Source organism: Coprobacter fastidiosus, from assembly GCF_030296935.1.
Classification (GTDB): domain Bacteria; phylum Bacteroidota; class Bacteroidia; order Bacteroidales; family Coprobacteraceae; genus Coprobacter; species Coprobacter fastidiosus.
In genome coordinates, this window is sequence record NZ_AP028032.1 from 2,472,331 (window position 1) to 2,491,967 (window position 19,637).

The 19,637-nt window shown below is 39.5% G+C and carries 34 protein-coding genes; 33 read left to right on the forward strand and 1 reads right to left on the reverse strand.

What is annotated here, in order from left to right; translation table 11 throughout:
- Positions 1 to 5 precede the first annotated feature (5 nt).
- A complete protein-coding gene (locus tag QUE35_RS09750; RefSeq protein ID WP_022601542.1) occupies positions 6 to 1,076 on the reverse strand; it encodes an HpaII family restriction endonuclease in 1,071 nt (356 codons plus the stop codon).
- Positions 1,077 to 1,551: 475 nt separating this feature from the next.
- Between QUE35_RS09750 and rpsL the strand changes: the two genes are divergently transcribed.
- The 33 genes from rpsL to rplQ all read left to right on the forward strand — a co-directional run bounded on the left by rpsL (position 1,552) and on the right by rplQ (position 19,595).
- A complete protein-coding gene (gene rpsL / locus QUE35_RS09755) occupies positions 1,552 to 1,953 on the forward strand; it encodes a 30S ribosomal protein S12 (protein WP_009318495.1) in 402 nt (133 codons plus the stop codon).
- Between the two features lie 154 nt (positions 1,954 to 2,107).
- The gene (gene rpsG, locus QUE35_RS09760; RefSeq protein ID WP_009318496.1) at positions 2,108 to 2,584 is read left to right on the forward strand and encodes a 30S ribosomal protein S7; all 477 of its coding nucleotides are present in this window, start codon (positions 2,108 to 2,110) and stop codon (positions 2,582 to 2,584) included.
- Between the two features lie 25 nt (positions 2,585 to 2,609).
- Complete coding sequence (fusA, locus tag QUE35_RS09765) at positions 2,610 to 4,733, forward strand: elongation factor G (protein ID WP_009318497.1); 2,124 nt, start codon at positions 2,610 to 2,612, stop codon at positions 4,731 to 4,733.
- An 85-nt stretch (positions 4,734 to 4,818) separates the two neighbouring features.
- The gene (gene rpsJ, locus QUE35_RS09770) at positions 4,819 to 5,124 is read left to right on the forward strand and encodes a 30S ribosomal protein S10 (protein ID WP_021929244.1); all 306 of its coding nucleotides are present in this window, start codon (positions 4,819 to 4,821) and stop codon (positions 5,122 to 5,124) included.
- 18 nt (positions 5,125 to 5,142) lie between these two features.
- The gene (gene rplC / locus QUE35_RS09775; protein WP_009318499.1) at positions 5,143 to 5,760 is read left to right on the forward strand and encodes a 50S ribosomal protein L3; all 618 of its coding nucleotides are present in this window, start codon (positions 5,143 to 5,145) and stop codon (positions 5,758 to 5,760) included.
- Positions 5,760 to 6,380 (forward strand): 50S ribosomal protein L4, encoded by a 621-nt coding sequence (gene rplD / locus QUE35_RS09780; protein ID WP_009318500.1) that lies wholly within the window; start codon positions 5,760 to 5,762, stop codon positions 6,378 to 6,380. Before rplC ends, rplD begins: the two co-directional genes overlap by 1 nt.
- A gap of 18 nt (positions 6,381 to 6,398) precedes the next feature.
- On the forward strand, positions 6,399 to 6,689 hold the full coding sequence (rplW, locus tag QUE35_RS09785) for a 50S ribosomal protein L23 (protein ID WP_009318501.1): 291 nt from the start codon (positions 6,399 to 6,401) through the stop codon (positions 6,687 to 6,689).
- A 7-nt stretch (positions 6,690 to 6,696) separates the two neighbouring features.
- A complete protein-coding gene (gene rplB / locus QUE35_RS09790) occupies positions 6,697 to 7,521 on the forward strand; it encodes a 50S ribosomal protein L2 (protein WP_009318502.1) in 825 nt (274 codons plus the stop codon).
- A 19-nt stretch (positions 7,522 to 7,540) separates the two neighbouring features.
- A complete protein-coding gene (gene rpsS, locus QUE35_RS09795; protein WP_009318503.1) occupies positions 7,541 to 7,810 on the forward strand; it encodes a 30S ribosomal protein S19 in 270 nt (89 codons plus the stop codon).
- Positions 7,811 to 7,857: 47 nt separating this feature from the next.
- Positions 7,858 to 8,268: a 50S ribosomal protein L22 gene (gene rplV / locus QUE35_RS09800; RefSeq protein WP_009318504.1), complete on the forward strand. Its 411-nt coding sequence runs from the start codon at positions 7,858 to 7,860 to the stop codon at positions 8,266 to 8,268.
- Positions 8,269 to 8,273: 5 nt separating this feature from the next.
- The gene (rpsC, locus tag QUE35_RS09805; protein WP_009318505.1) at positions 8,274 to 9,005 is read left to right on the forward strand and encodes a 30S ribosomal protein S3; all 732 of its coding nucleotides are present in this window, start codon (positions 8,274 to 8,276) and stop codon (positions 9,003 to 9,005) included.
- 20 nt (positions 9,006 to 9,025) lie between these two features.
- The gene (gene rplP, locus QUE35_RS09810; RefSeq protein ID WP_009318506.1) at positions 9,026 to 9,457 is read left to right on the forward strand and encodes a 50S ribosomal protein L16; all 432 of its coding nucleotides are present in this window, start codon (positions 9,026 to 9,028) and stop codon (positions 9,455 to 9,457) included.
- 7 nt (positions 9,458 to 9,464) lie between these two features.
- Positions 9,465 to 9,662: a 50S ribosomal protein L29 gene (gene rpmC / locus QUE35_RS09815; RefSeq protein WP_009318507.1), complete on the forward strand. Its 198-nt coding sequence runs from the start codon at positions 9,465 to 9,467 to the stop codon at positions 9,660 to 9,662.
- Positions 9,663 to 9,675: 13 nt separating this feature from the next.
- On the forward strand, positions 9,676 to 9,933 hold the full coding sequence (rpsQ, locus tag QUE35_RS09820) for a 30S ribosomal protein S17 (RefSeq protein ID WP_009318508.1): 258 nt from the start codon (positions 9,676 to 9,678) through the stop codon (positions 9,931 to 9,933).
- A gap of 2 nt (positions 9,934 to 9,935) precedes the next feature.
- A complete protein-coding gene (gene rplN, locus QUE35_RS09825) occupies positions 9,936 to 10,301 on the forward strand; it encodes a 50S ribosomal protein L14 (protein ID WP_009318509.1) in 366 nt (121 codons plus the stop codon).
- A gap of 20 nt (positions 10,302 to 10,321) precedes the next feature.
- On the forward strand, positions 10,322 to 10,642 hold the full coding sequence (gene rplX, locus QUE35_RS09830; RefSeq protein ID WP_009318510.1) for a 50S ribosomal protein L24: 321 nt from the start codon (positions 10,322 to 10,324) through the stop codon (positions 10,640 to 10,642).
- Positions 10,642 to 11,199 carry a 50S ribosomal protein L5 gene (gene rplE / locus QUE35_RS09835; protein ID WP_009318511.1) on the forward strand — a complete coding sequence of 186 codons (558 nt, stop codon included), beginning with the start codon at positions 10,642 to 10,644 and terminating at the stop codon, positions 11,197 to 11,199. The genes rplX and rplE overlap by 1 nt, the downstream gene beginning before the upstream one ends.
- Before the next feature lie 3 nt (positions 11,200 to 11,202).
- Positions 11,203 to 11,472 (forward strand): 30S ribosomal protein S14, encoded by a 270-nt coding sequence (rpsN, locus tag QUE35_RS09840; RefSeq protein WP_009318512.1) that lies wholly within the window; start codon positions 11,203 to 11,205, stop codon positions 11,470 to 11,472.
- 58 nt (positions 11,473 to 11,530) lie between these two features.
- Positions 11,531 to 11,926: a 30S ribosomal protein S8 gene (gene rpsH / locus QUE35_RS09845; RefSeq protein ID WP_009318513.1), complete on the forward strand. Its 396-nt coding sequence runs from the start codon at positions 11,531 to 11,533 to the stop codon at positions 11,924 to 11,926.
- 14 nt (positions 11,927 to 11,940) lie between these two features.
- Positions 11,941 to 12,495 (forward strand): 50S ribosomal protein L6, encoded by a 555-nt coding sequence (gene rplF / locus QUE35_RS09850; protein WP_009318514.1) that lies wholly within the window; start codon positions 11,941 to 11,943, stop codon positions 12,493 to 12,495.
- 21 nt (positions 12,496 to 12,516) lie between these two features.
- Positions 12,517 to 12,858, forward strand: a complete 342-nt coding sequence (rplR, locus tag QUE35_RS09855; RefSeq protein ID WP_009318515.1) for a 50S ribosomal protein L18 — start codon at positions 12,517 to 12,519, stop codon at positions 12,856 to 12,858.
- 5 nt (positions 12,859 to 12,863) lie between these two features.
- Positions 12,864 to 13,382 (forward strand): 30S ribosomal protein S5, encoded by a 519-nt coding sequence (rpsE, locus tag QUE35_RS09860; protein ID WP_031258680.1) that lies wholly within the window; start codon positions 12,864 to 12,866, stop codon positions 13,380 to 13,382.
- 15 nt (positions 13,383 to 13,397) lie between these two features.
- The gene (rpmD, locus tag QUE35_RS09865) at positions 13,398 to 13,571 is read left to right on the forward strand and encodes a 50S ribosomal protein L30 (RefSeq protein WP_009318517.1); all 174 of its coding nucleotides are present in this window, start codon (positions 13,398 to 13,400) and stop codon (positions 13,569 to 13,571) included.
- Positions 13,572 to 13,598: 27 nt separating this feature from the next.
- Positions 13,599 to 14,045 carry a 50S ribosomal protein L15 gene (gene rplO / locus QUE35_RS09870; protein WP_022601537.1) on the forward strand — a complete coding sequence of 149 codons (447 nt, stop codon included), beginning with the start codon at positions 13,599 to 13,601 and terminating at the stop codon, positions 14,043 to 14,045.
- A 4-nt stretch (positions 14,046 to 14,049) separates the two neighbouring features.
- Positions 14,050 to 15,381, forward strand: coding sequence for a preprotein translocase subunit SecY (secY, locus tag QUE35_RS09875; protein ID WP_009318519.1), 1,332 nt, complete (start codon positions 14,050 to 14,052; stop codon positions 15,379 to 15,381).
- Positions 15,382 to 15,403: 22 nt separating this feature from the next.
- Positions 15,404 to 16,186: a type I methionyl aminopeptidase gene (map, locus tag QUE35_RS09880; protein ID WP_022601536.1), complete on the forward strand. Its 783-nt coding sequence runs from the start codon at positions 15,404 to 15,406 to the stop codon at positions 16,184 to 16,186.
- Positions 16,187 to 16,195: 9 nt separating this feature from the next.
- Positions 16,196 to 16,414: a translation initiation factor IF-1 gene (infA, locus tag QUE35_RS09885; RefSeq protein ID WP_009318521.1), complete on the forward strand. Its 219-nt coding sequence runs from the start codon at positions 16,196 to 16,198 to the stop codon at positions 16,412 to 16,414.
- 11 nt (positions 16,415 to 16,425) lie between these two features.
- On the forward strand, positions 16,426 to 16,542 hold the full coding sequence (ykgO, locus tag QUE35_RS09890; RefSeq protein ID WP_009318522.1) for a type B 50S ribosomal protein L36: 117 nt from the start codon (positions 16,426 to 16,428) through the stop codon (positions 16,540 to 16,542).
- A 33-nt stretch (positions 16,543 to 16,575) separates the two neighbouring features.
- The gene (gene rpsM / locus QUE35_RS09895; RefSeq protein WP_022601535.1) at positions 16,576 to 16,956 is read left to right on the forward strand and encodes a 30S ribosomal protein S13; all 381 of its coding nucleotides are present in this window, start codon (positions 16,576 to 16,578) and stop codon (positions 16,954 to 16,956) included.
- 9 nt (positions 16,957 to 16,965) lie between these two features.
- The gene (gene rpsK, locus QUE35_RS09900; RefSeq protein ID WP_009318524.1) at positions 16,966 to 17,355 is read left to right on the forward strand and encodes a 30S ribosomal protein S11; all 390 of its coding nucleotides are present in this window, start codon (positions 16,966 to 16,968) and stop codon (positions 17,353 to 17,355) included.
- A gap of 119 nt (positions 17,356 to 17,474) precedes the next feature.
- A complete protein-coding gene (gene rpsD, locus QUE35_RS09905; RefSeq protein ID WP_009318525.1) occupies positions 17,475 to 18,080 on the forward strand; it encodes a 30S ribosomal protein S4 in 606 nt (201 codons plus the stop codon).
- A gap of 11 nt (positions 18,081 to 18,091) precedes the next feature.
- Entirely contained in the window at positions 18,092 to 19,084 is a 993-nt protein-coding gene (locus tag QUE35_RS09910) for a DNA-directed RNA polymerase subunit alpha (RefSeq protein ID WP_009318526.1), read from the forward strand.
- A gap of 4 nt (positions 19,085 to 19,088) precedes the next feature.
- Positions 19,089 to 19,595, forward strand: a complete 507-nt coding sequence (rplQ, locus tag QUE35_RS09915; protein WP_031258678.1) for a 50S ribosomal protein L17 — start codon at positions 19,089 to 19,091, stop codon at positions 19,593 to 19,595.
- The last annotated feature ends 42 nt before the right edge of the window (positions 19,596 to 19,637 follow it).

The window sequence follows — 19,637 nt, forward strand, 5'->3', positions numbered from 1 at the left end:
TCTGTTTATATTATTATTTCGATATTGAGTTTGATAAACCATTGTCCATTTTCTTTTTCGACAAATCCGAATTTATGTGTTTTGCTATCTCCCATAGATAGTTTTGCGTTTTGGTAAAGATATTTGTCAAATTCAGCTCGTTTTGTTGAGTCGAGTAGTTCTATTTCTCCGCATGTGTCGATTATGGCAAATGTCCGAGTGTGCCCGTATCCTCGATAGCGTTTTGTCGATCGTAAGCCTGTGGCTAAAGCATATAAAAATTGTTGTACTTTGTATTCGTAAAAATTGTTTTTGTAAATTAACTCCTCTTTTATTTTATAAGGGTTAGTATTTTTTATTTCGGTTATTATTTCAGGGATTGCGGACAATCCGGTTGTGTAAAATAACCGTGTTATTTCTGCAAGTAATTTAGGGAAATGCAGGTCTATCATGCATAAATTTTCTAAAAAGAATTTATTTTCAGTTGTTGTATATTTTAACTTCCCTCCCAGTCTATAAATCTCTGTAAGCCGTTGCTGTACTTCTTGAGCTCCGTCAATTCTGTTGATACGATTGCTTTCAGGGTTGGAGAATTTAACATTCTGGATGTCGTATTTCAGATTGTTTGCCCGGTTGGCAGGCAATATGTTCCATTTAGATTTTATACAAACAGTAATTTCTTGGCGTTGAGCGATCTCTTTTTCCGGATCGAAATAAATGACAGAAAAATCGCTTTTGTCATCTGCTGTGCTTTGAAACCATGTATAATGGAGAGTTTCGAGAATGGGATCACAACTTGGAACAGAATAATCGTTTTCTTTTGTCTCTTGTAAGGTTGAAAGAATTTCTGTAGCAGCATTTTTACATTTTATACGAGGCATTCTTTGAGTCTCTTCACCCCGTCTGACTAAGACTTCAGTCGGTGTCAGTTGATATGTTATTTTTCCGCATTCGTCGTTTCTTATAAGTTTTGAAACCGGATAGAAAGAGTATTCGTTTTGAAAATTATCTTTGTAAAAATAAATATTTCCTTCATTGATTATATGTAGTAAGGCATACGCTTTAGCCCATTCTGTTTGGTTTCCTATAAGCTGCATAAAGATAAAATTTGGAGTGTTCATGAACAAAAATACAAGATATTTTGTTTATCTTATACTTCGTGGGAGAAAAATGAAGGTTTGCCGATCGAAAAATTGATTCGATGAGGTTTGGTTGATTTTATGTAATTTGTTGTGTTGTTATTTAGTTTGATTTAAAGTTGGAAGATGGAGGACGATTCTGTAGTGGGATTGTCCTCTTTTCTTTAAATGTACAGATTTTTTTCTCGTTATTTTTATTTTTGAGTTTTTGATGTGCATTAGAAAGAGTGTGAAGTTGCGAGAATTTTATTCTCTTTTTATTTGGTTTCTAATGATTTAGTGGTTATCTTTGCATCGTTTTTGATGGTAAAATAGGCCGGTGCACTTATGTAACTATTTGATAGGCAGGGTGTAATGGCTATTTTGGCGTCTTTTACGTAGAAATAAAAAATTGCGATTTATAAATTTAAAGATTAAAAAAAAGTTCTAAGAAATGCCTACAATTCAGCAATTAGTAAGAAAAGGACGGGTTGTTTTGGAAGACAAAAGTAAATCTCCTGCATTGGATTCATGTCCTCAAAGACGTGGGGTTTGTGTCAGGGTTTATACTACGACTCCCAAGAAGCCTAACTCTGCAATGCGTAAAGTAGCAAGGGTGCGTTTGACAAATGGTAAAGAGGTTAACTCTTATATTCCGGGAGAAGGACACAATTTGCAAGAACACTCTATCGTATTGGTGCGGGGTGGTCGTGTGAAAGACCTTCCGGGTGTGCGTTATCACATTGTTCGCGGTACTTTGGATACTGCAGGTGTTGGTGGCCGTACGCAACGCCGCTCAAAATACGGTGCTAAGAGACCGAAACCGGGTGCTCCTGCAGCAAAAGGTAAAAAGTAATTTTGTCGAAGGACAAAGAAGAGAATTTAAAATTAGTGTAAAACGCTAGTTTGAGTTTATTGGATAGGCTGATTAGGTTGAGTAAATAAAGCCGGCGGGCTTTGTTGAAGATGTGATAAGCAACCAAAAACAAGAACAACAATTTTTTGTAAAAATGAGAAAAGCAAAACCAAAGAAACGGGTCGTTCTTCCTGATCCGGTCTTCAGTGATGTTAAGGTTACGAAGTTCGTTAACCATTTAATGTATGATGGCAAGAAAAATGTTGCCTATACGATTTTCTATACTGCTTTGGAAAATGTAAAGACGAAATTGTCTGATGACGAAAAATCGGCTCTTGAAATTTGGAAAAAAGCATTGGAAAATATTACTCCTCAAGTAGAGGTGAAATCTCGCCGTGTGGGTGGTGCTACATTTCAAGTTCCTACGGAAATCCGCCCCGATCGTAAAGAATCTATTTCAATGAAAAATTTAATACAGTATGCCCGTAAAAGAGGCGGTAAGACGATGGCAGACAAGTTGGCTGCAGAAATCGTTGACGCTTATAATGAACAGGGCGGAGCTTTCAAACGGAAAGAAGATATGCACAAAATGGCCGAGGCTAACCGTGCATTTGCTCACTTTAGATTTTAATTGAAAATAAACAAGGAATACAACGATGGCAAAAGCTGATGAATTATTGAAATATACCAGAAATATTGGTATTATGGCACATATCGATGCCGGAAAGACTACGACTTCTGAACGTATTCTTTTCTATACCGGATTGACTCATAAAATCGGTGAGGTACATGACGGGGCAGCGACAATGGACTGGATGGAGCAGGAGCAGGAACGAGGTATTACGATTACCTCTGCTGCGACTACTACATGGTGGAATTATGCTGGAGATAAATTTAAGATAAACCTGATCGATACTCCGGGGCACGTGGATTTTACTGCAGAGGTAGAACGTTCGCTTCGTATATTGGATGGAGCTGTTGCTGCATTTTGTGCTGTAGGTGGTGTTGAGCCTCAGTCCGAAACAGTATGGCGTCAGGCTGATAAATATAATGTTCCGCGTATCGGTTATGTGAATAAAATGGACCGCTCAGGGGCAAACTTCTTTGAAGTAGTGCGTCAATTGAAAGATGTGCTCGGTGCAAACCCTTGCCCGATTGTTATTCCTATTGGAGCGGAAGAAACATTCAAGGGATTGATCGACCTGATCACTATGAAGGCTATTTATTGGCATGATGAGACGATGGGGGCGGATTTCAGCATTGAAGAAATTCCGGCAAGTTTAAAAGAAGAGGCTGAAGAATGGCGTGAAAAGATGCTTGAGAAGGCTGCGGAATGTGATGATGCATTGATGGAAAAATTCTTTGATGATCCTACTACGATTACGGAAGACGAAATACGTGCTGCTATCCGTAAAGGTACTTTGGCAATGCAAATCGTTCCGATGCTTTGTGGGTCTTCTTTCAAGAATAAAGGAGTTCAAACTTTGTTGAATGCCGTTTGTGCTTATTTGCCGAGTCCTGTAGATACGCCGGCTATCATTGGTCATGATCCTAATGATCCGGATAAAGAAATTTCAAGAAAACCGTCTTCAGAAGAACCGATGGCTGCTTTGGCGTTCAAAATAGCTGTCGATCCGTATGTGGGACGTCTTTGTTTCTTCCGTGTTTATTCTGGAGAAATCCCGGCCGGATCGTATGTGTTGAATACTCGTTCGGGTAAAAAAGAACGTGTATCTCGTTTGTTCCAGATGCATTCTAATAAACAAAATCCTAAGGACGTTATCGGTTGTGGTGATATCGGCGCCGGCGTTGGTTTTAAAGATATCCGTACCGGTGATACTCTATGTGCAGAAGATGCTCCGATTGTTCTTGAATCTATGGATTTCCCTGATCCGGTTATCGGTATTGCTGTTGAGCCTAAGACTCAAAAGGATATGGATAAACTTAGTCTCGGTTTGCAGAAATTGGCAGAAGAGGATCCAACCTTTACTGTTAAGTCTGATGAGGAAACAGGCCAGACGGTTATTAGTGGTATGGGTGAACTTCATCTTGATATTATCATTGATCGTCTGAAACGTGAATTCAAAGTTGAGTGTAATCAAGGTCGTCCTCAGGTATCCTATAAAGAAGCTATTACTCAACCGGTTGAGCTTCGCGAAGTTTATAAAAAGCAAACGGGTGGACGTGGTAAATTTGCTGATATTATCGTTCGTGTTGAACCTGCAGATCCTGATTTTGAAGGAAGTTTGCAGTTTGTCGATGAAGTGAAAGGTGGTAATATCCCCAAAGAATTCATCCCTTCTATCCAGAAAGGTTTTACTACGGCAATGAGAAATGGTGTATTGGCCGGATATCCGCTGGATCAGTTGAAGGTTACTGTAATCGACGGATCTTTCCATCCTGTCGATTCTGACCAGTTATCATTCGAGGTTTGTGCTATTCAAGCGTTTAAAAAAGCGTGTGAAAAAGCAAAACCCGTGTTGCTCGAGCCGATTATGAAGATCGAAGTTGTGACTCCGGAAGAAAGCATGGGTGATGTGATCTCTGACTTGAACAAGCGTCGTGGTCAGGTAGAGGGAATGGAATCAAGCCGTTCAGGTGCTCGTATCGTGAAAGCGAAAGCTCCTTTGGCAGAAATGTTCGGATATGTGACTTCTTTACGTACGATTACCTCAGGACGTGCAACATCTACTATGACGTTCTCTCATTATGCAGAGGTCAGCACAGCAATTGCAAAACAAGTATTGACTGAAGCTCAAGGACGCGTAGATTTATTATAAGATAATAAAAAAAGTAGCAGGTTAGCGAATGACTCTTAACCTGCTGCTTAATATGTTTTTAATTTTTCAAATCAATAAAACACGAATGAGTCAAAAAATTAGAATTAAATTGAAATCTTATGATCATAACTTGGTCGATAAATCGGCTGAGAAGATCGTAAAGACTGTGAAAGCAAGCGGGGCCGTTGTAAGCGGGCCTATACCTTTGCCTACACACAAACGTATTTTCACTGTAAACCGTTCGACTTTTGTCAATAAAAAGTCGAGAGAGCAGTTTGAATTGTCTTCTTACAAAAGACTGATCGATATTTACAGTTCTACTGCAAAGACTGTAGATGCATTGATGAAATTGGAATTGCCGAGCGGTGTAGAAGTAGAAATTAAAGTGTAATTTTTTAATTAAAGAGAAATGCCAGGATTATTAGGAAAAAAAATCGGAATGACATCCGTTTTCAGTGCTGATGGAAAAAATGTTCCATGCACTGTTATCGAAGTGGGTCCTTGTGTAGTTACTCAGATTAAAACTGTTGAAGTTGACGGTTATGAAGCTGTTCAGGTAGGTTTTGAAGATAAGAAAGAAAAACATACCAATAAACCAGAAATGGGACACTTCAAAAAGGCCGGAGTAACCCCCAAGAGACACTTGGCCGAGTTCAAGGGTTTTGAGACAGAGTACAAATTGGGAGATGTTATTTCTATCGATTTGTTCGCAGAAGATGATTTTGTCGATGTAGTCGGAACTTCGAAAGGAAAAGGTTACCAAGGTGTTGTAAAACGTCATGGTTTTGGAGGTGTTGGCCAAACAACTCATGGTCAGCATAACCGTTTGCGTGCTCCGGGTTCTATCGGTGCATGTTCTTATCCTGCCCGTGTGTTCAAAGGAACTCGTATGGCTGGTCAAACAGGTAATGAGAGAGTAACTGTACAAAACCTGCAAGTGTTAAAGGTAATACCAGAACATAATCTTTTGATGATCAAGGGTTCTGTACCGGGATGTAAAGGTTCAATCGTAATAATAGAAAAGTAATGGAACTGAGCGTATATAACATAAAAGGTGAAGATACAGGAAAAAAGGTTACGTTGAACGATGCTGTCTTCGGCATTGACGTTAACGAACATGCCATATACCTGGATGTGAAGCAGTTCATGGCTAATAAACGTCAGGGAACTCATAAATCTAAAGAGAGAAGCGAAATCTCGGGAAGTACCCGTAAATTGAAAAAACAAAAAGGTACTGGTGGTGCTCGTTCTGGAGATATCAATTCTCCGGTAATGGTAGGTGGTGCCCGTGTTTTCGGTCCGAAACCGAGAGATTATAGTTTCAAATTGAATAAAAAAGTGAAGGCTTTGGCTCGTAAATCGGCTTTGTCGTTGAAAGCTCAAGACAATGCTATTGTCGTGGTAGAAGACTTCTCTTTCGAAGCTCCTAAAACAAAAGAATTTGTTAGCGTTGCTAAAAACTTGCAACTTGCTGATAAAAAGTTGCTTTTAGTTTTAGCAGACCAAAATAAAAACGTATATTTGTCAGCTCGTAATGTCGTGAAGGCAAAAGTTGTAACAGTTTCTGAACTAAACACTTACAAAGTACTTGATTGTGCAAGTCTTGTTTTGACCGAAAGTTCAGTTGCTGCTATTAATAATTTTTAATGTAAAGGAGGCGAAATAATGGCAATTATTATTAAACCGATTGTTACAGAAAAGATGACTGCTATGGCTGATAAGTTGAATCGCTATGGCTTTGCAGTTTGTCCGGATGCCAATAAACAGCAAATTAAAAAAGCTGTTGAGGAAATGTATAATGTAACAGTTGTGGATGTAAATACAATGAACCACAAAGGCAAGAAGAAAAGCCGTTACACAAAAGCTGGTTTGATCGTAGGTAGAACTGCGTCATACAAAAAGGCCTTGGTTACATTGAAAGAAGGTGAATCGATTGATTTTTATAGCAATATTTAATTAAAAAATGGCAGTACGTAAATTAAAGCCCACAACACCGGGGCAGAGACACAAAATTATTGGTGCATTTGATAAAATCACTGCTAGTGCGCCAGAAAAGTCTCTTGTAGTTGGTTTCAGAAAATCGGGTGGACGTAACAACGAAGGTCATCTTACGATGCGTTATATCGGTGGCGGACACAAACGGAAGTACAGAATTATCGATTTCAAGAGAAATAAAGACGGTGTACCGGCAACTGTAAAAAGTATTGAATACGATCCGAACCGTTCGTCTCGTATCGCATTGCTTTATTATGTTGACGGTGAAAAACGCTACATTATTGCACCTAATGGTCTTGAAGTAGGCGCGACGGTTATGTCAGGTGATACTGCAGCTCCCGAGGTAGGAAATGCTTTGCCTTTGCAAAATATTCCTATCGGTACTGTAATTCACAACATCGAACTTCGTCCGGGTCAAGGAGCTGCATTGGTTCGTTCGGCCGGCGTTTTCGCTCAGTTGACTTCGCGAGAAGGAAAGTATGCAATTATCAAATTACCTTCTGGAGAGACGAGAAAGATCCTCTCTACATGTAAGGCTACGATTGGTAGTGTAGGTAACTCAGACCATGCATTGGAAAGATCAGGTAAAGCCGGTCGTTCTCGCTGGTTGGGTCGTCGTCCTCGTAACCGAGGTGTTTCTATGAACCCTGTCGATCACCCGATGGGTGGTGGTGAAGGTCGTTCATCAGGAGGACATCCGAGATCACGTAAAGGCTTATATGCAAAGGGCCTGAAGACGAGAGCTCCGAAGAAGCACTCTTCAAAGTATATTATTGAAAGAAGGAAAAAGTAATCTGATTAATTAAGCAACTATGAGTCGTTCGTTGAAAAAAGGCCCATATATCAGTGTGAAACTGGAAAAGAAAGTTTCGGCTATGGAAGAATCCGGCAAAAAGTCTGTTATCAAGACTTGGTCGAGAGCTTCTATGATTTCTCCGGATTTTGTAGGACATACTTTCGCAGTTCACAATGGTAATAAATTTATTCCCGTGTATGTTACTGAAAACATGGTAGGACACAAGTTAGGTGAATTTGCACCTACTCGTAATTTCCGTGGTCATGGCGGTAACAAAAAGAAATAAGGGTCAGTCGGGAATTTGAGAATTTCAAATAAAAAACAGAATTAAAAATGGGTGCAAGAAAAAAAATATCAGCCGATAAAAGAAAAGAAGCCCTGAAAACAAAGTACTTTGCTAAATTGAACAATGTACCTACTTCGCCCCGTAAAATGCGTTTGGTTGCAGATATGGTGAGAGGCATGGAGGTATTTAAGGCTTTAGGAGTACTGAAGTTTTCTTCTAAAGAAGCTTCTGCAAGACTGGAAAAATTATTGCGTTCTGCTATTGCTAACTGGGAGCAGAAGAATGAACGCAAAGCTGAAAGCGGAGAGCTTTACATTTCAGAAATCTACGTGGATTCTGCTGCAATGCTGAAAAGACTTCGTCCTGCTCCTCAAGGTAGAGGATATAGAATTCGTAAGCGTTCGAACCACGTAACTTTGTTTGTTGACACAATGAGTAAAAACGATAACCAAATTTAAGCAGGATGGGACAGAAAGTAAATCCGATAAGTAACCGTTTAGGAATCATCCGTGGATGGGATTCTAACTGGTATGGCGGCAAAAATTATGGAGACACGTTGCTGGAAGACAGCAAAATCCGTAAATATTTGAATGCCCGTCTTGCAAAAGCAAGTGTATCACGTATTGTGATAGAACGTACATTGAAATTGATCACTATAACCGTGTGCACAGCACGTCCGGGTATCATCATCGGTAAAGGCGGTCAGGAAGTTGATAAACTGAAAGAAGAGCTGAAAAAGATTACCGATAAAGATGTTCAGATCAATATCTATGAAGTGAAGAGGCCTGAATTGGACGCAACGATCGTTGCTAGTAACATCGCTCGCCAGATAGAAGGCAAGATCGCTTATCGCCGTGCCGTTAAAATGGCTATCGCCTCTACCATGCGTATGGGTGCAGAAGGTATCAAAGTCCAAGTTTCCGGCCGTTTGAATGGAGCAGAAATGGCGCGTTCCGAAATGTATAAAGAAGGACGTACTCCTTTGCATACATTGCGTGCCGATATCGATTATGCTCTGGTAGAAGCTCTCACTAAAGTGGGGTTGATCGGTGTTAAGGTTTGGATTTGCCGTGGAGAAATTTACGGAAAGAAAGATCTTGCTCCTTCATTTACCAGCTCGAAAGAGACTCGCGGTAATAATGGCGGTGGCATGGGAGCTAAAAAAGGCTTCAAAAAACAAAAAAGTAATCGTTAAACGAATTGAATTAACAGAAGATGTTACAACCGAAGAAGACAAAATTCAGAAGACAACAGAAAGGGCGTATGAAAGGTTACGCTCAGCGAGGTAATCAGTTGGCCTTCGGTTCTTTTGGTATAAAATGTTTGCAATCGAAATGGATAACCGGACGTCAGATAGAAGCTGCACGTATTGCTGTTACCCGTTATATGCAGCGTCAAGGTCAAATCTGGATCAGAATATTTCCGGATAAGCCTATTACCAAAAAACCGGCTGAGGTGCGTATGGGTAAAGGTAAAGGTTCGCCCGAAGGTTTCGTGGCTCCTGTAACTCCGGGAAGAATCCTTATCGAAGTTGAAGGAGTACCTTTTGATGTTGCTAAAGAAGCGTTGCGTTTGGCAGCACAAAAGCTTCCTGTGACTACGAAGTTTATTGTTCGTCGTGACTACGATGCTAATCAAAATGCGTAATTAAGTTATGAAAATTGCAGAAATTAGAGAATTAAGTACCAAGGAATTGGTCGAAAGAATCGAAGCGGAAGCTGTGGCTTTGAACCGGATGGAGATTAATCACAGTATTTCTCCTTTGGATAATCCTGCACAAATAAAACTTACTCGCAGGATGATTGCGCGCATGAAAGGTGAGTTGCGCCAGAGAGAACTTAACAAACAATAACCAATTGAGCCTGATGGAAACAAGAAACTTAAGAAAAGAAAGAGTCGGGGTGGTTACCAGTAACAAAATGGATAAAACCATTACTGTTGCCGTTAAATGGAAAGAAAAACACCCTATTTATGGTAAATTCGTAAATAAAACGAAAAAATACCATGCTCATGACGAAAAGAACGAGTGCAACATTGGTGATACTGTGAAGTTGATGGAAACTCGCCCTTTGAGCAAAATGAAAAGATGGAGATTAGTTGAAATAATCGAAAGAGCTAAGTAATTATGATACAACAAGAGTCAAGACTTACAGTCGCAGATAACAGCGGCGCTAAAGAAGCACTTTGTATCCGTGTATTGGGAGGAACAGGAAGACGTTACGCATCGGTAGGTGATATTATCGTTGTTGCTGTTAAAAGCGTAGTTCCCTCGAGCGACATTAAGAAAGGTGCCGTATCTAAAGCAGTTATCGTGCGTACTAAAAAGGAGATCCGTCGTCAAGATGGTTCTTATATTCGTTTCGACGATAACGCGTGTGTATTGTTGAATGGGGCTGGTGAGATCAGAGGTAGCCGTATTTTCGGACCGGTGGCGAGAGAATTGCGTGCAACCAATATGAAAATCGTTTCATTAGCACCTGAAGTACTTTAATAGTATAAAAAAGAGAATTAATGAGTAAATTACACATTAAAAAAGGCGATACAGTGTACGTTAATGCCGGTGAAGACAAGGGTAAAACCGGTCGGGTATTGCGCGTTCTTGTGAAAGAAAACCGTGCTGTCGTAGAAGGTATCAATATGGTGTCGAAGCATACCAAGCCTAATGCCAAGAATCCTCAGGGAGGTATAGTAAAAATGGAAGCCCCCATTCATATTTCGAATTTGAACTTACTTGATCCGAAGAGCAATAAAGCGACTCGTATCGGTCGTCGGGTAAACGAAGCGGGTGTTTTAGTGCGTTATTCTAAAAAATCAGGAGAGGAGATTAAGTAATGAGCAATACTGCAAATCTTAAAAACGATTATAAAGAAAGAATCGTCCCCATTTTGATGAAGGATTTCAATTACAGTTCTGTTATGCAGGTTCCGGTTTTGAAAAAAATCGTGATTAACCAAGGTTTAGGACAAGCTGTTGCTGATAAGAAAATCATTGAAACTGCAATTGCCGAATTGACTGCAATTACGGGACAGAAGGCTATAGCTACTCTTTCTCGCAAAGATATCTCGAATTTTAAATTGCGTAAAAAAATGCCTATCGGGGTGATGGTGACTTTGCGCCGTGAGAAGATGTATGAATTCTTGGAACGTCTCGTTCGTGTGGCTTTGCCTCGTATTCGTGACTTTAAAGGTATTGAGGGAAAACTCGACGGTAGAGGTAATTATACACTCGGAATTCAGGAACAAATTATTTTCCCTGAAATAAATATCGATAGTATTAGCAAAATTCTGGGAATGAATATTACCTTTGTAACTTCTGCTCAGACAGATGAAGAAGGTTATGCTTTATTGAAAGAATTCGGCTTACCTTTTAAAAACGCAAAAAAGAACTAAGATATGGCAAAAGAATCAATGAAGGCCCGTGAAGTGAAGAGAGCTAAACTGGTTGCCAAATATGCTGCAAAGAAAGCTCAGCTTAAGGCTGAAGGCAACTATGAAGCACTTCAATTACTGCCTAAAAATGCTTCTCGCGTACGTTTACATAATCGTTGCAAATTGACCGGACGTCCCAAAGGATATATGCGTCAGTTTGGAATTTCTCGTATTCAGTTCCGTGAAATGGCATCAGCAGGTTTAATTCCGGGTGTTAAAAAAGCAAGCTGGTAATTATTTTTTAGTGTTAAATATTGTCCGGATGTCCGGATCAATTTAAACAATCATTTTTATGACAGATCCAATAGCAGATTATCTTACAAGATTGAGAAATGCGATTAAGGCTCAGCACAGAGTTGTTGAAGTTCCTGCCTCAAACTTGAAAAAAGAAATCACGAAAATCCTTTTTGATAAAGGTTACATTCTTAATTATAAGTTTGTAGAAGATGGTCCTCAAGGTTCAATTAAGATAGCTTTGAAATATGACCCGGTAAATAAAGTAAACGCAATCAAGAAACTTGTTCGAGTTTCTACTCCCGGTTTGCGTCAGTACACAGGTTATAAAGATATGCCCCGCGTATTGAACGGTTTGGGTATAGCAATTCTTTCTACCTCTAAAGGTGTAATGACAGATAAAGAAGCCAGAGAGTTGATGATTGGTGGTGAAGTAATGTGTTATATCTATTAAAAAGGAGGTTTATTATGTCAAGAATAGGAAAATTGCCCATAAATATACCTTCAGGTGTAACAGTTACTGTTAATGGAGACCAAGTTAATGTTAAGGGCCCGAAAGGAGAATTGTCGCAAGTTATTACTGGTGGAATTACTGTAACAACAGCCGACGGACAAGTCGTTGTCAGCAGACCTAGCGATGATAAAGAACACCGAGCTTTACACGGATTGTATCGTGCTTTGATCCACAATATGGTAGTAGGAGTATCGGAAGGATACAAAAAAGAGTTGGAATTGGTAGGTGTGGGTTACCGTGCTGCCAATAATGGCCAGGTTCTAGACCTATCATTAGGTTACTCTCATAATATTTATTTGAAATTACCGAAAGAGATCAAAATTGAGACCAAGTCTGAGAGAAATAAAAACCCGTTGATTATTCTCGAATCTTGCGATAAACAACTGATCGGACAAGTATGTTCCAAGATCCGTTCTTTCCGCAAGCCTGAACCTTATAAAGGTAAAGGTATTAAATTCGTTGGTGAGGTGATCCGTAGAAAATCGGGTAAATCGGCTGGTGCTAAATAATTCACGTAAATTGGTATTATCATGACAACGAAGATAGAAAGAAGAATAAAGATTAAAACCCGCATACGTGGTAAAATTTCAGGTACAGCAGAATGTCCTCGTATGACTGTTTTTAGAAGTAATAAACAAATATATGTGCAACTTATCGATGACTTGGCTGGCAAGACAATTGCCTCTGCTTCTTCAAAAGGTCTTGAAGGCGGAGCCAAGAAAGAGTTGGCTGCGCAAGTTGGTCAGCTGATCGCTAAGAAAGCACAAGAAGCAGGTGTTACTTCAGTCGTATTTGATCGTAACGGTTACCTGTATCATGGACGAGTTAAAGAGTTAGCAGATGCTGCACGTAACAGTGGACTTAAATTTTAATGAACATGACAGGAAAAAATAATAGAGTAAAGTCAACTAACGACTTAGAGTTGAAAGACAGATTAGTAGCTATTAACCGTGTGACAAAAGTTACAAAAGGTGGACGTACTTTCAGTTTCTCTGCTATTGTTGTAGTAGGTAATGAAGACGGTATCGTTGGTTGGGGACTAGGAAAAGCCAGTGAAGTAACTGCTGCTATTGCTAAAGGTGTGGAAGCTGCAAAGAAGAACTTAATTCAAGTCCCTGTTCGTAAAGGTACTATTCCTCATGAACAATTGGCTAAATTTAGTGGAGCATTAGTATATTTGAAACCTGCATCTCACGGTACTGGAGTGAAAGCCGGTGGTGCTATGCGTGCTGTACTTGAGAGTGTTGGTATTACCGATGTGCTTGCTAAGTCAAAAGGTTCTTCAAATCCTCATAACTTGGTAAAAGCTACCATGGTTGCTTTGGGTGAATTAAGAGATGCTTGTACTGTAGCTCAAAATAGAGGTGTATCATTAGAAAAAGTGTTTAAAGGTTAATTTGGAGGTTGGATAATGAAAACTATCAAGATTAAACAAGTAAAAAGTAGAATTAAATGTCCTGCTGTTCAGAAAAGAACACTTGATGCACTGGGATTGAAAAAACTCAATCATGTTGTTGAACATACTGCGACTCCTCAAATCTTGGGAATGGTAGCAAAAGTGAAACATTTGGTTGTAGTAGAATAATTCATAGATTGATAAAAAATTAGCAATATGAACTTGAGTAATTTAAAACCTGCAGAAGGTTCTACAAAAACAAGAAAAAGAATTGGTCGTGGACCGGGTTCGGGTTTGGGTGGAACTTCTACAAGAGGTCATAAAGGTGCCAAATCAAGATCGGGATATAAAAAGAAAGTCGGTTTTGAAGGAGGACAAATGCCATTGCAACGTCGTGTCCCCAAATTTGGTTTTAAGAACATTAACCGTGTAGAATATAAAGCTATCAATCTTGAGACTCTCCAAGCTTTGGCTGAAGCTAAGAAATTGGAGAAAATCGGAATTGAAGCGTTGGTTGAAGCCGGTTTTGTTTCAGAAAATCAATTGGTTAAAATTCTTGGTAAAGGAGCAATTTCTGCGAAATTGGAAGTGGAAGCTCACGCTTTTTCCAAATCGGCCGAAGCTGCTATTGTTGCCGTAGGTGGAACCGTAGTTAAACTCTAATCTCATGAGAGCAATAGAAACTATAAAAAACATATGGAAGATTGAGGATCTGAGAAATCGGATTCTCACTACCATTTTATTGGTTATGGTATACCGTGCGGGTACTTATGTGGTATTGCCGGGTATCGATCCGCAGTTCTTAACGCAGTTGCAAGCCCAGACAAGAGGTGGTCTTATGGCATTGTTGGATATGTTTTCCGGAGGGGCGTTTTCTAATGCTTCTATCTTTGCCTTAGGTATTATGCCTTATATCTCGGCATCTATTGTAATACAGTTATTGGGTATGGCTTTACCCCATTTCCAGAAACTTCAGAGAGAAGGTGAGAGTGGTCGTCGTAAGCTGAATCAGTACACCCGTTATTTGACAGTTGCCATCCTTTTGATCCAGGGTCCGTCTTATTTGGTCAACCTTCGGGTACAAATGGCTGGTGCTTTCCCTGCGGACTTTTTCTTTATAGTTTCTTCTACAATCATTCTTGCCGCTGGCAGTATGTTTATAATGTGGCTGGGTGAACGTATTACCGACAAAGGTATCGGTAATGGTATTTCATTCATCATCTTGGTCGGAATTATAGCACGTCTTCCGCAAGCTCTTACGCAAGAATTTATTATGCGTACAGCTACTACATCCGGAGGTTTGGTGATGTTTTTGGCCGAGATCGTTTTCCTTTTGTTTGTGATTTCGGCATCTATCCTGTTAGTACAAGGTACTCGTAAAGTTCCTGTACAATATGCAAAACGTGTGGTTGGAAATAAACAATATGGAGGTGCAAGGCAGTATATTCCTTTAAAAGTGAATACTGCCGGTGTTATGCCTATTATTTTTGCACAGGCTATCATGTTTATTCCTATAACCTTGGTAGGCTTCTCTACTTCGAATGCAACTAGTGCATTCATGCGTTCTTTCATGACGAATACAGGTTTTTGGTATAATTTCGTGTTTGCGTTTTTAATTATAGTATTTACATATTTCTATACTGCTATTACGGTGCAGCCGAATCAGATGGCAGAAGATATGAAACGTAATAACGGATTTATTCCGGGAGTAAAACCGGGGAAAAGAACAGCAGAATACTTAGACTCTATCATGTCTCGTATTACATTGCCAGGTTCTATTTTTTTAGCGATTGTTGCTATTATGCCGGCTTTTGCTCAGATCATCGGAATCAGTGCTGAATTCTCTCAATTCTTTGGGGGTACATCTTTGCTTATCCTTGTTGGTGTCGTTCTTGATACTTTGCAACAAATCGAAAGCCATTTGATGATGCGTCATTATGATGGACTTTTGAAATCGGGTAAGATTAAAGGTCGTTCGGGCTCGATTGCCGCATATTAAAGATTAGGAGTTTAAGACTAAAATGATTTATCTTAAAACAGACGAAGAAATAGAGTTGTTGCGTGAAAGTAATCTCTTGGTCGGAATGACATTGGGCGAATTGGCCAAATGGATTGCTCCGGGGATTACAACGCTGAAACTCGATAAGATTGCAGAAGAATTTATTCGTGATCATGGTGCTGTTCCCGGCTTTTTGGGGTATGGTGGTTTTCCGAATACGTTATGTGTTTCTGTTAATGAACAGATTGTTCATGGAATTCCGTCGAATTATGAACTTAAAGACGGAGATATCGTTTCTATAGATTGTGGAACGCTAAAGAACGGCTTTAACGGAGATTCTGCTTATACTTTCTGCGTAGGGGAGGTCGCTTATGATGTGAGGCGTTTATTAAAAACGACTAAAGAGTCTCTTTATTTGGGTATAGAGCAAGCTGTCGAAGGTAAACGTGTCGGAGATATAAGCAACGCTGTACAAACATATTGCGAGAAAAAAGGTTATTCGGTTGTCAGAGAGCTTTGTGGACATGGTGTCGGAAAGCGATTGCATGAAGATCCTGAAGTCCCTAATTATGGACGGCGAGGATGTGGCCCTTTATTAAAAAGTGGTATGGTCATTGCTATTGAACCGATGATTAATCTTGGATCGCGTAATATTGTTATCGAAAGAGATGGGTGGACTACTCGTACGCGGGACAGAAAACCTTCGGCTCATTTTGAGCATACGGTTGCTGTTCGGGAGGGAAAAGCTGATATTCTGTCGTCTTTTAAATATGTCGAAGAAGTTTTAGGCGAAAAATCAATTTAAAGTTAATATATGGCAAAACAGGCAGCAATAGAACAAGATGGAGTAATTGTAGAGGCATTGTCAAATGCAATGTTCAGAGTAGAATTGGAAAACGGACATGAAATTACGGCTCACATCTCAGGGAAAATGAGAATGCATTATATAAAAATCCTTCCCGGGGATAAAGTGAGAGTAGAAATGTCGCCCTATGATTTGTCAAAAGGAAGAATTGCTTTTAGATATAAATAATACAAAAAGATATGAAAGTAAGAGCATCATTGAAAAAGCGTACGCCAGATTGCAAGATCGTAAGAAGAAATGGCCGCTTGTATATTATTAACAAGAAAAATCCTAAGTATAAACAACGTCAAGGATAATTTATTATTTTTGCAAAATAATTTTTCTATTATATGGCTATAAGAATAGTTGGAGTAGACTTGCCGCAAAATAAAAGAGGCGAAATCGCGTTGACCTATATTTATGGAATAGGCCGTAGCGCGTCAAATACCATTTTGTCAAAAGCCGGTATTGATAAAGATATCAAAGTTAAAGATTGGACTGATGAACAGTCGGCTAAGGTTCGTGAAATTATCGGAGCGGAATACAAAGTTGAAGGAGATCTTCGTTCTGAAGTACAATTGAACATTAAGCGTCTTATGGATATCGGATGCTATCGTGGTATTCGTCATCGTAACGGCTTGCCTGTGAGAGGTCAAAGTACAAAAAATAATGCCCGTACACGTAAGGGTAGAAAGAAAACAGTTGCTAACAAGAAAAAAGCTACTAAATAATAAGTAAGTATGGCAAAAAAGACAGTCGCAGCAAAGAAAAGAAATGTAAAGGTCGATGCAGTCGGTCAAGCACATATTCATTCTTCGTTCAACAACATTATTGTATCGCTTGCCAATGGAGAAGGCCAAGTTATATCTTGGTCGTCTGCCGGTAAGATGGGATTCAGAGGATCAAAGAAAAACACTCCTTATGCCGCTCAAATGGCCGCTCAGGATTGTGCAAAAGTCGCTTTTGACCTCGGATTGAGAAAAGTAAAAGCTTATGTGAAAGGGCCGGGTAACGGCCGTGAATCTGCTATCCGTACTATTCACGGAGCAGGTATTGAAGTAACTGAAATTATTGATGTTACTCCGCTTCCGCATAATGGATGTCGTCCTCCTAAAAGAAGAAGAGTTTAATCTCTTTTTTAATTGAATTTGAATCTCGAATGGTGAATAGATTGCACTTTTTCTCCTCTCTGCAATCGCGGCTGCACCAATCCGGGTTCGTTAAACTATAAATTTTAAAAGATTTAGAAATGGCAAGATATACCGGACCTAAAACAAGAATTGCCCGTAAATTTGGTGAGGCTATTTTTGGACCAGACAAAGTATTGTCTAAAAAGAATTATCCTCCCGGACAGCATGGCGCAAATAAGAGAAGAAAAACTTCTGAATATGGTATTCAGCTTCGTGAGAAGCAAAAAGCTAAATATACTTATGGAGTATTGGAAAAACAATTCCGTAATTTATTTGAAAAGGCTTCTCGTACCAAAGGTATTAAAGGTGAAGTATTGTTGCAATTGCTCGAAGCAAGATTGGACAATGTAGTGTACCGTTTGGGTATGGCTCCTACGAGAGCTGCTGCTCGTCAGTTGGTGTCTCACAAACACATTATTGTCGATGGTAAAGTTGTAAATATTCCTTCTTTCTCGGTAAAACCGGGTCAAATCGTTGGTGTTCGTGAAAAAGCAAAATCTTTGGAAGTAATTGCTGATGCATTATCAGGATTTAATCACAGTAAATATCCTTGGATAGAGTGGGATGAAGCTTCAAAGAGCGGTAAATTCTTACATTTACCAGAGAGAGCAGATATTCCTGAAAACATCAAAGAACAGTTGATCGTAGAATTGTATTCTAAATAATAATTGATTCCATGGCAATATTAGCATTTCAAAAACCCGATAAAGTATTAATGTTGGAGGCGGACGCATTCTTCGGCAAGTTTGAATTTCGTCCGTTGGAGCCCGGTTATGGTGTTACGGTCGGTAATGCCCTACGCCGTATTCTCCTTTCTTCACTTGAAGGCTTTGCAATAACATCGATACGAATCGATGGTGTTGAACATGAGTTTTCAACAGTTCCTGGAGTAATCGAGGATGTAACCAATATCATCCTTAACCTGAAGAAGGTGAGATTTAAACAGATAGTGGAAGAAATCGAGAATGAAAAAGTAACGATTACTGTTTCGGGTTCGGAAGTGTTCAAAGCTGGAGACATTGGTAAATACCTTACTGGATTTGAAGTTCTCAATCCTGATTTGGTAATTTGTCACATGGATTCAAACGCGAGTTTCCAGATAGACATTACTATTAACAAAGGGCGTGGTTATGTTCCTGCTGAAGAAAATCGTAACCCGAATGATGAAGTTAATGTAATTCCTATCGATTCTATTTTTACTCCGATCCGGAATGTAAAATATACGATAGAGAACTTCCGCGTAGAACAGAAGACGGACTACGAGAAACTGGTATTGGAAATTACGACCGATGGATCGATCCATCCGAAAGATGCTTTGAAAGAAGCCGCTAAAATCCTTATTTATCATTTCATGTTATTCTCTGATGAGAAGATCACTTTGGAGACTACCGATGTTGATGGAAATGAAGAGTTTGATGAAGAAGTTCTGCACATGCGTCAGTTACTGAAGACCAAACTTGTCGATATGGATTTGTCGGTTCGTGCATTGAATTGCCTTAAATCCGCCGATGTTGAAACTTTAGGCGAATTAGTGGTATTCAATAAGACCGATTTATTGAAATTCAGAAATTTCGGGAAGAAATCTCTTACCGAATTGGACGAATTGTTGGCTAATCTGAACCTTTCGTTCGGAATGGACATCTCGAAGTATAAATTAGATAAAGAGTAAAACGATGAGACATAATAAAAAATTTAATCATTTAGGTCGTACGAAATCTCATAGAGACGCGTTATTGTCTAACATGGCCTGTTCTTTGATTAGCCATAAAAGAATTTTCACTACTTTGGCTAAGGCAAAGGCTTTGAGAATGTACGTCGAACCCCTTATCAATAGAGCAAAAGACGATACAACTGCTTCAAGACGAGTTGTATTCAGCTATCTTCAAAATAAAGAAGCTGTTACTGAGTTGTTTAAAGAAATCTCAACGAAGATTGCCGATCGTCCAGGTGGATATACTCGTATATTGAAGACCGGTAACCGTATTGGTGATAACGCCAAGATGTGTTTTATTGAACTCGTTGATTACAACGAAAATATGTTAAAAGAAAAAGCAGCCAAGAAAACTACGCGTACTCGTCGTTCTAAGAAAAGTGCGGCTGTAGCTCCTGCGACTGCTGAGACATCAGCTGAAACACCTGCGGCAGAAACTGCAGCAACTGAAACTCCAGCTGCTGAATAATAGAAATTCGATATTTTATATTGTAAAGCTCTGTGCATTTTC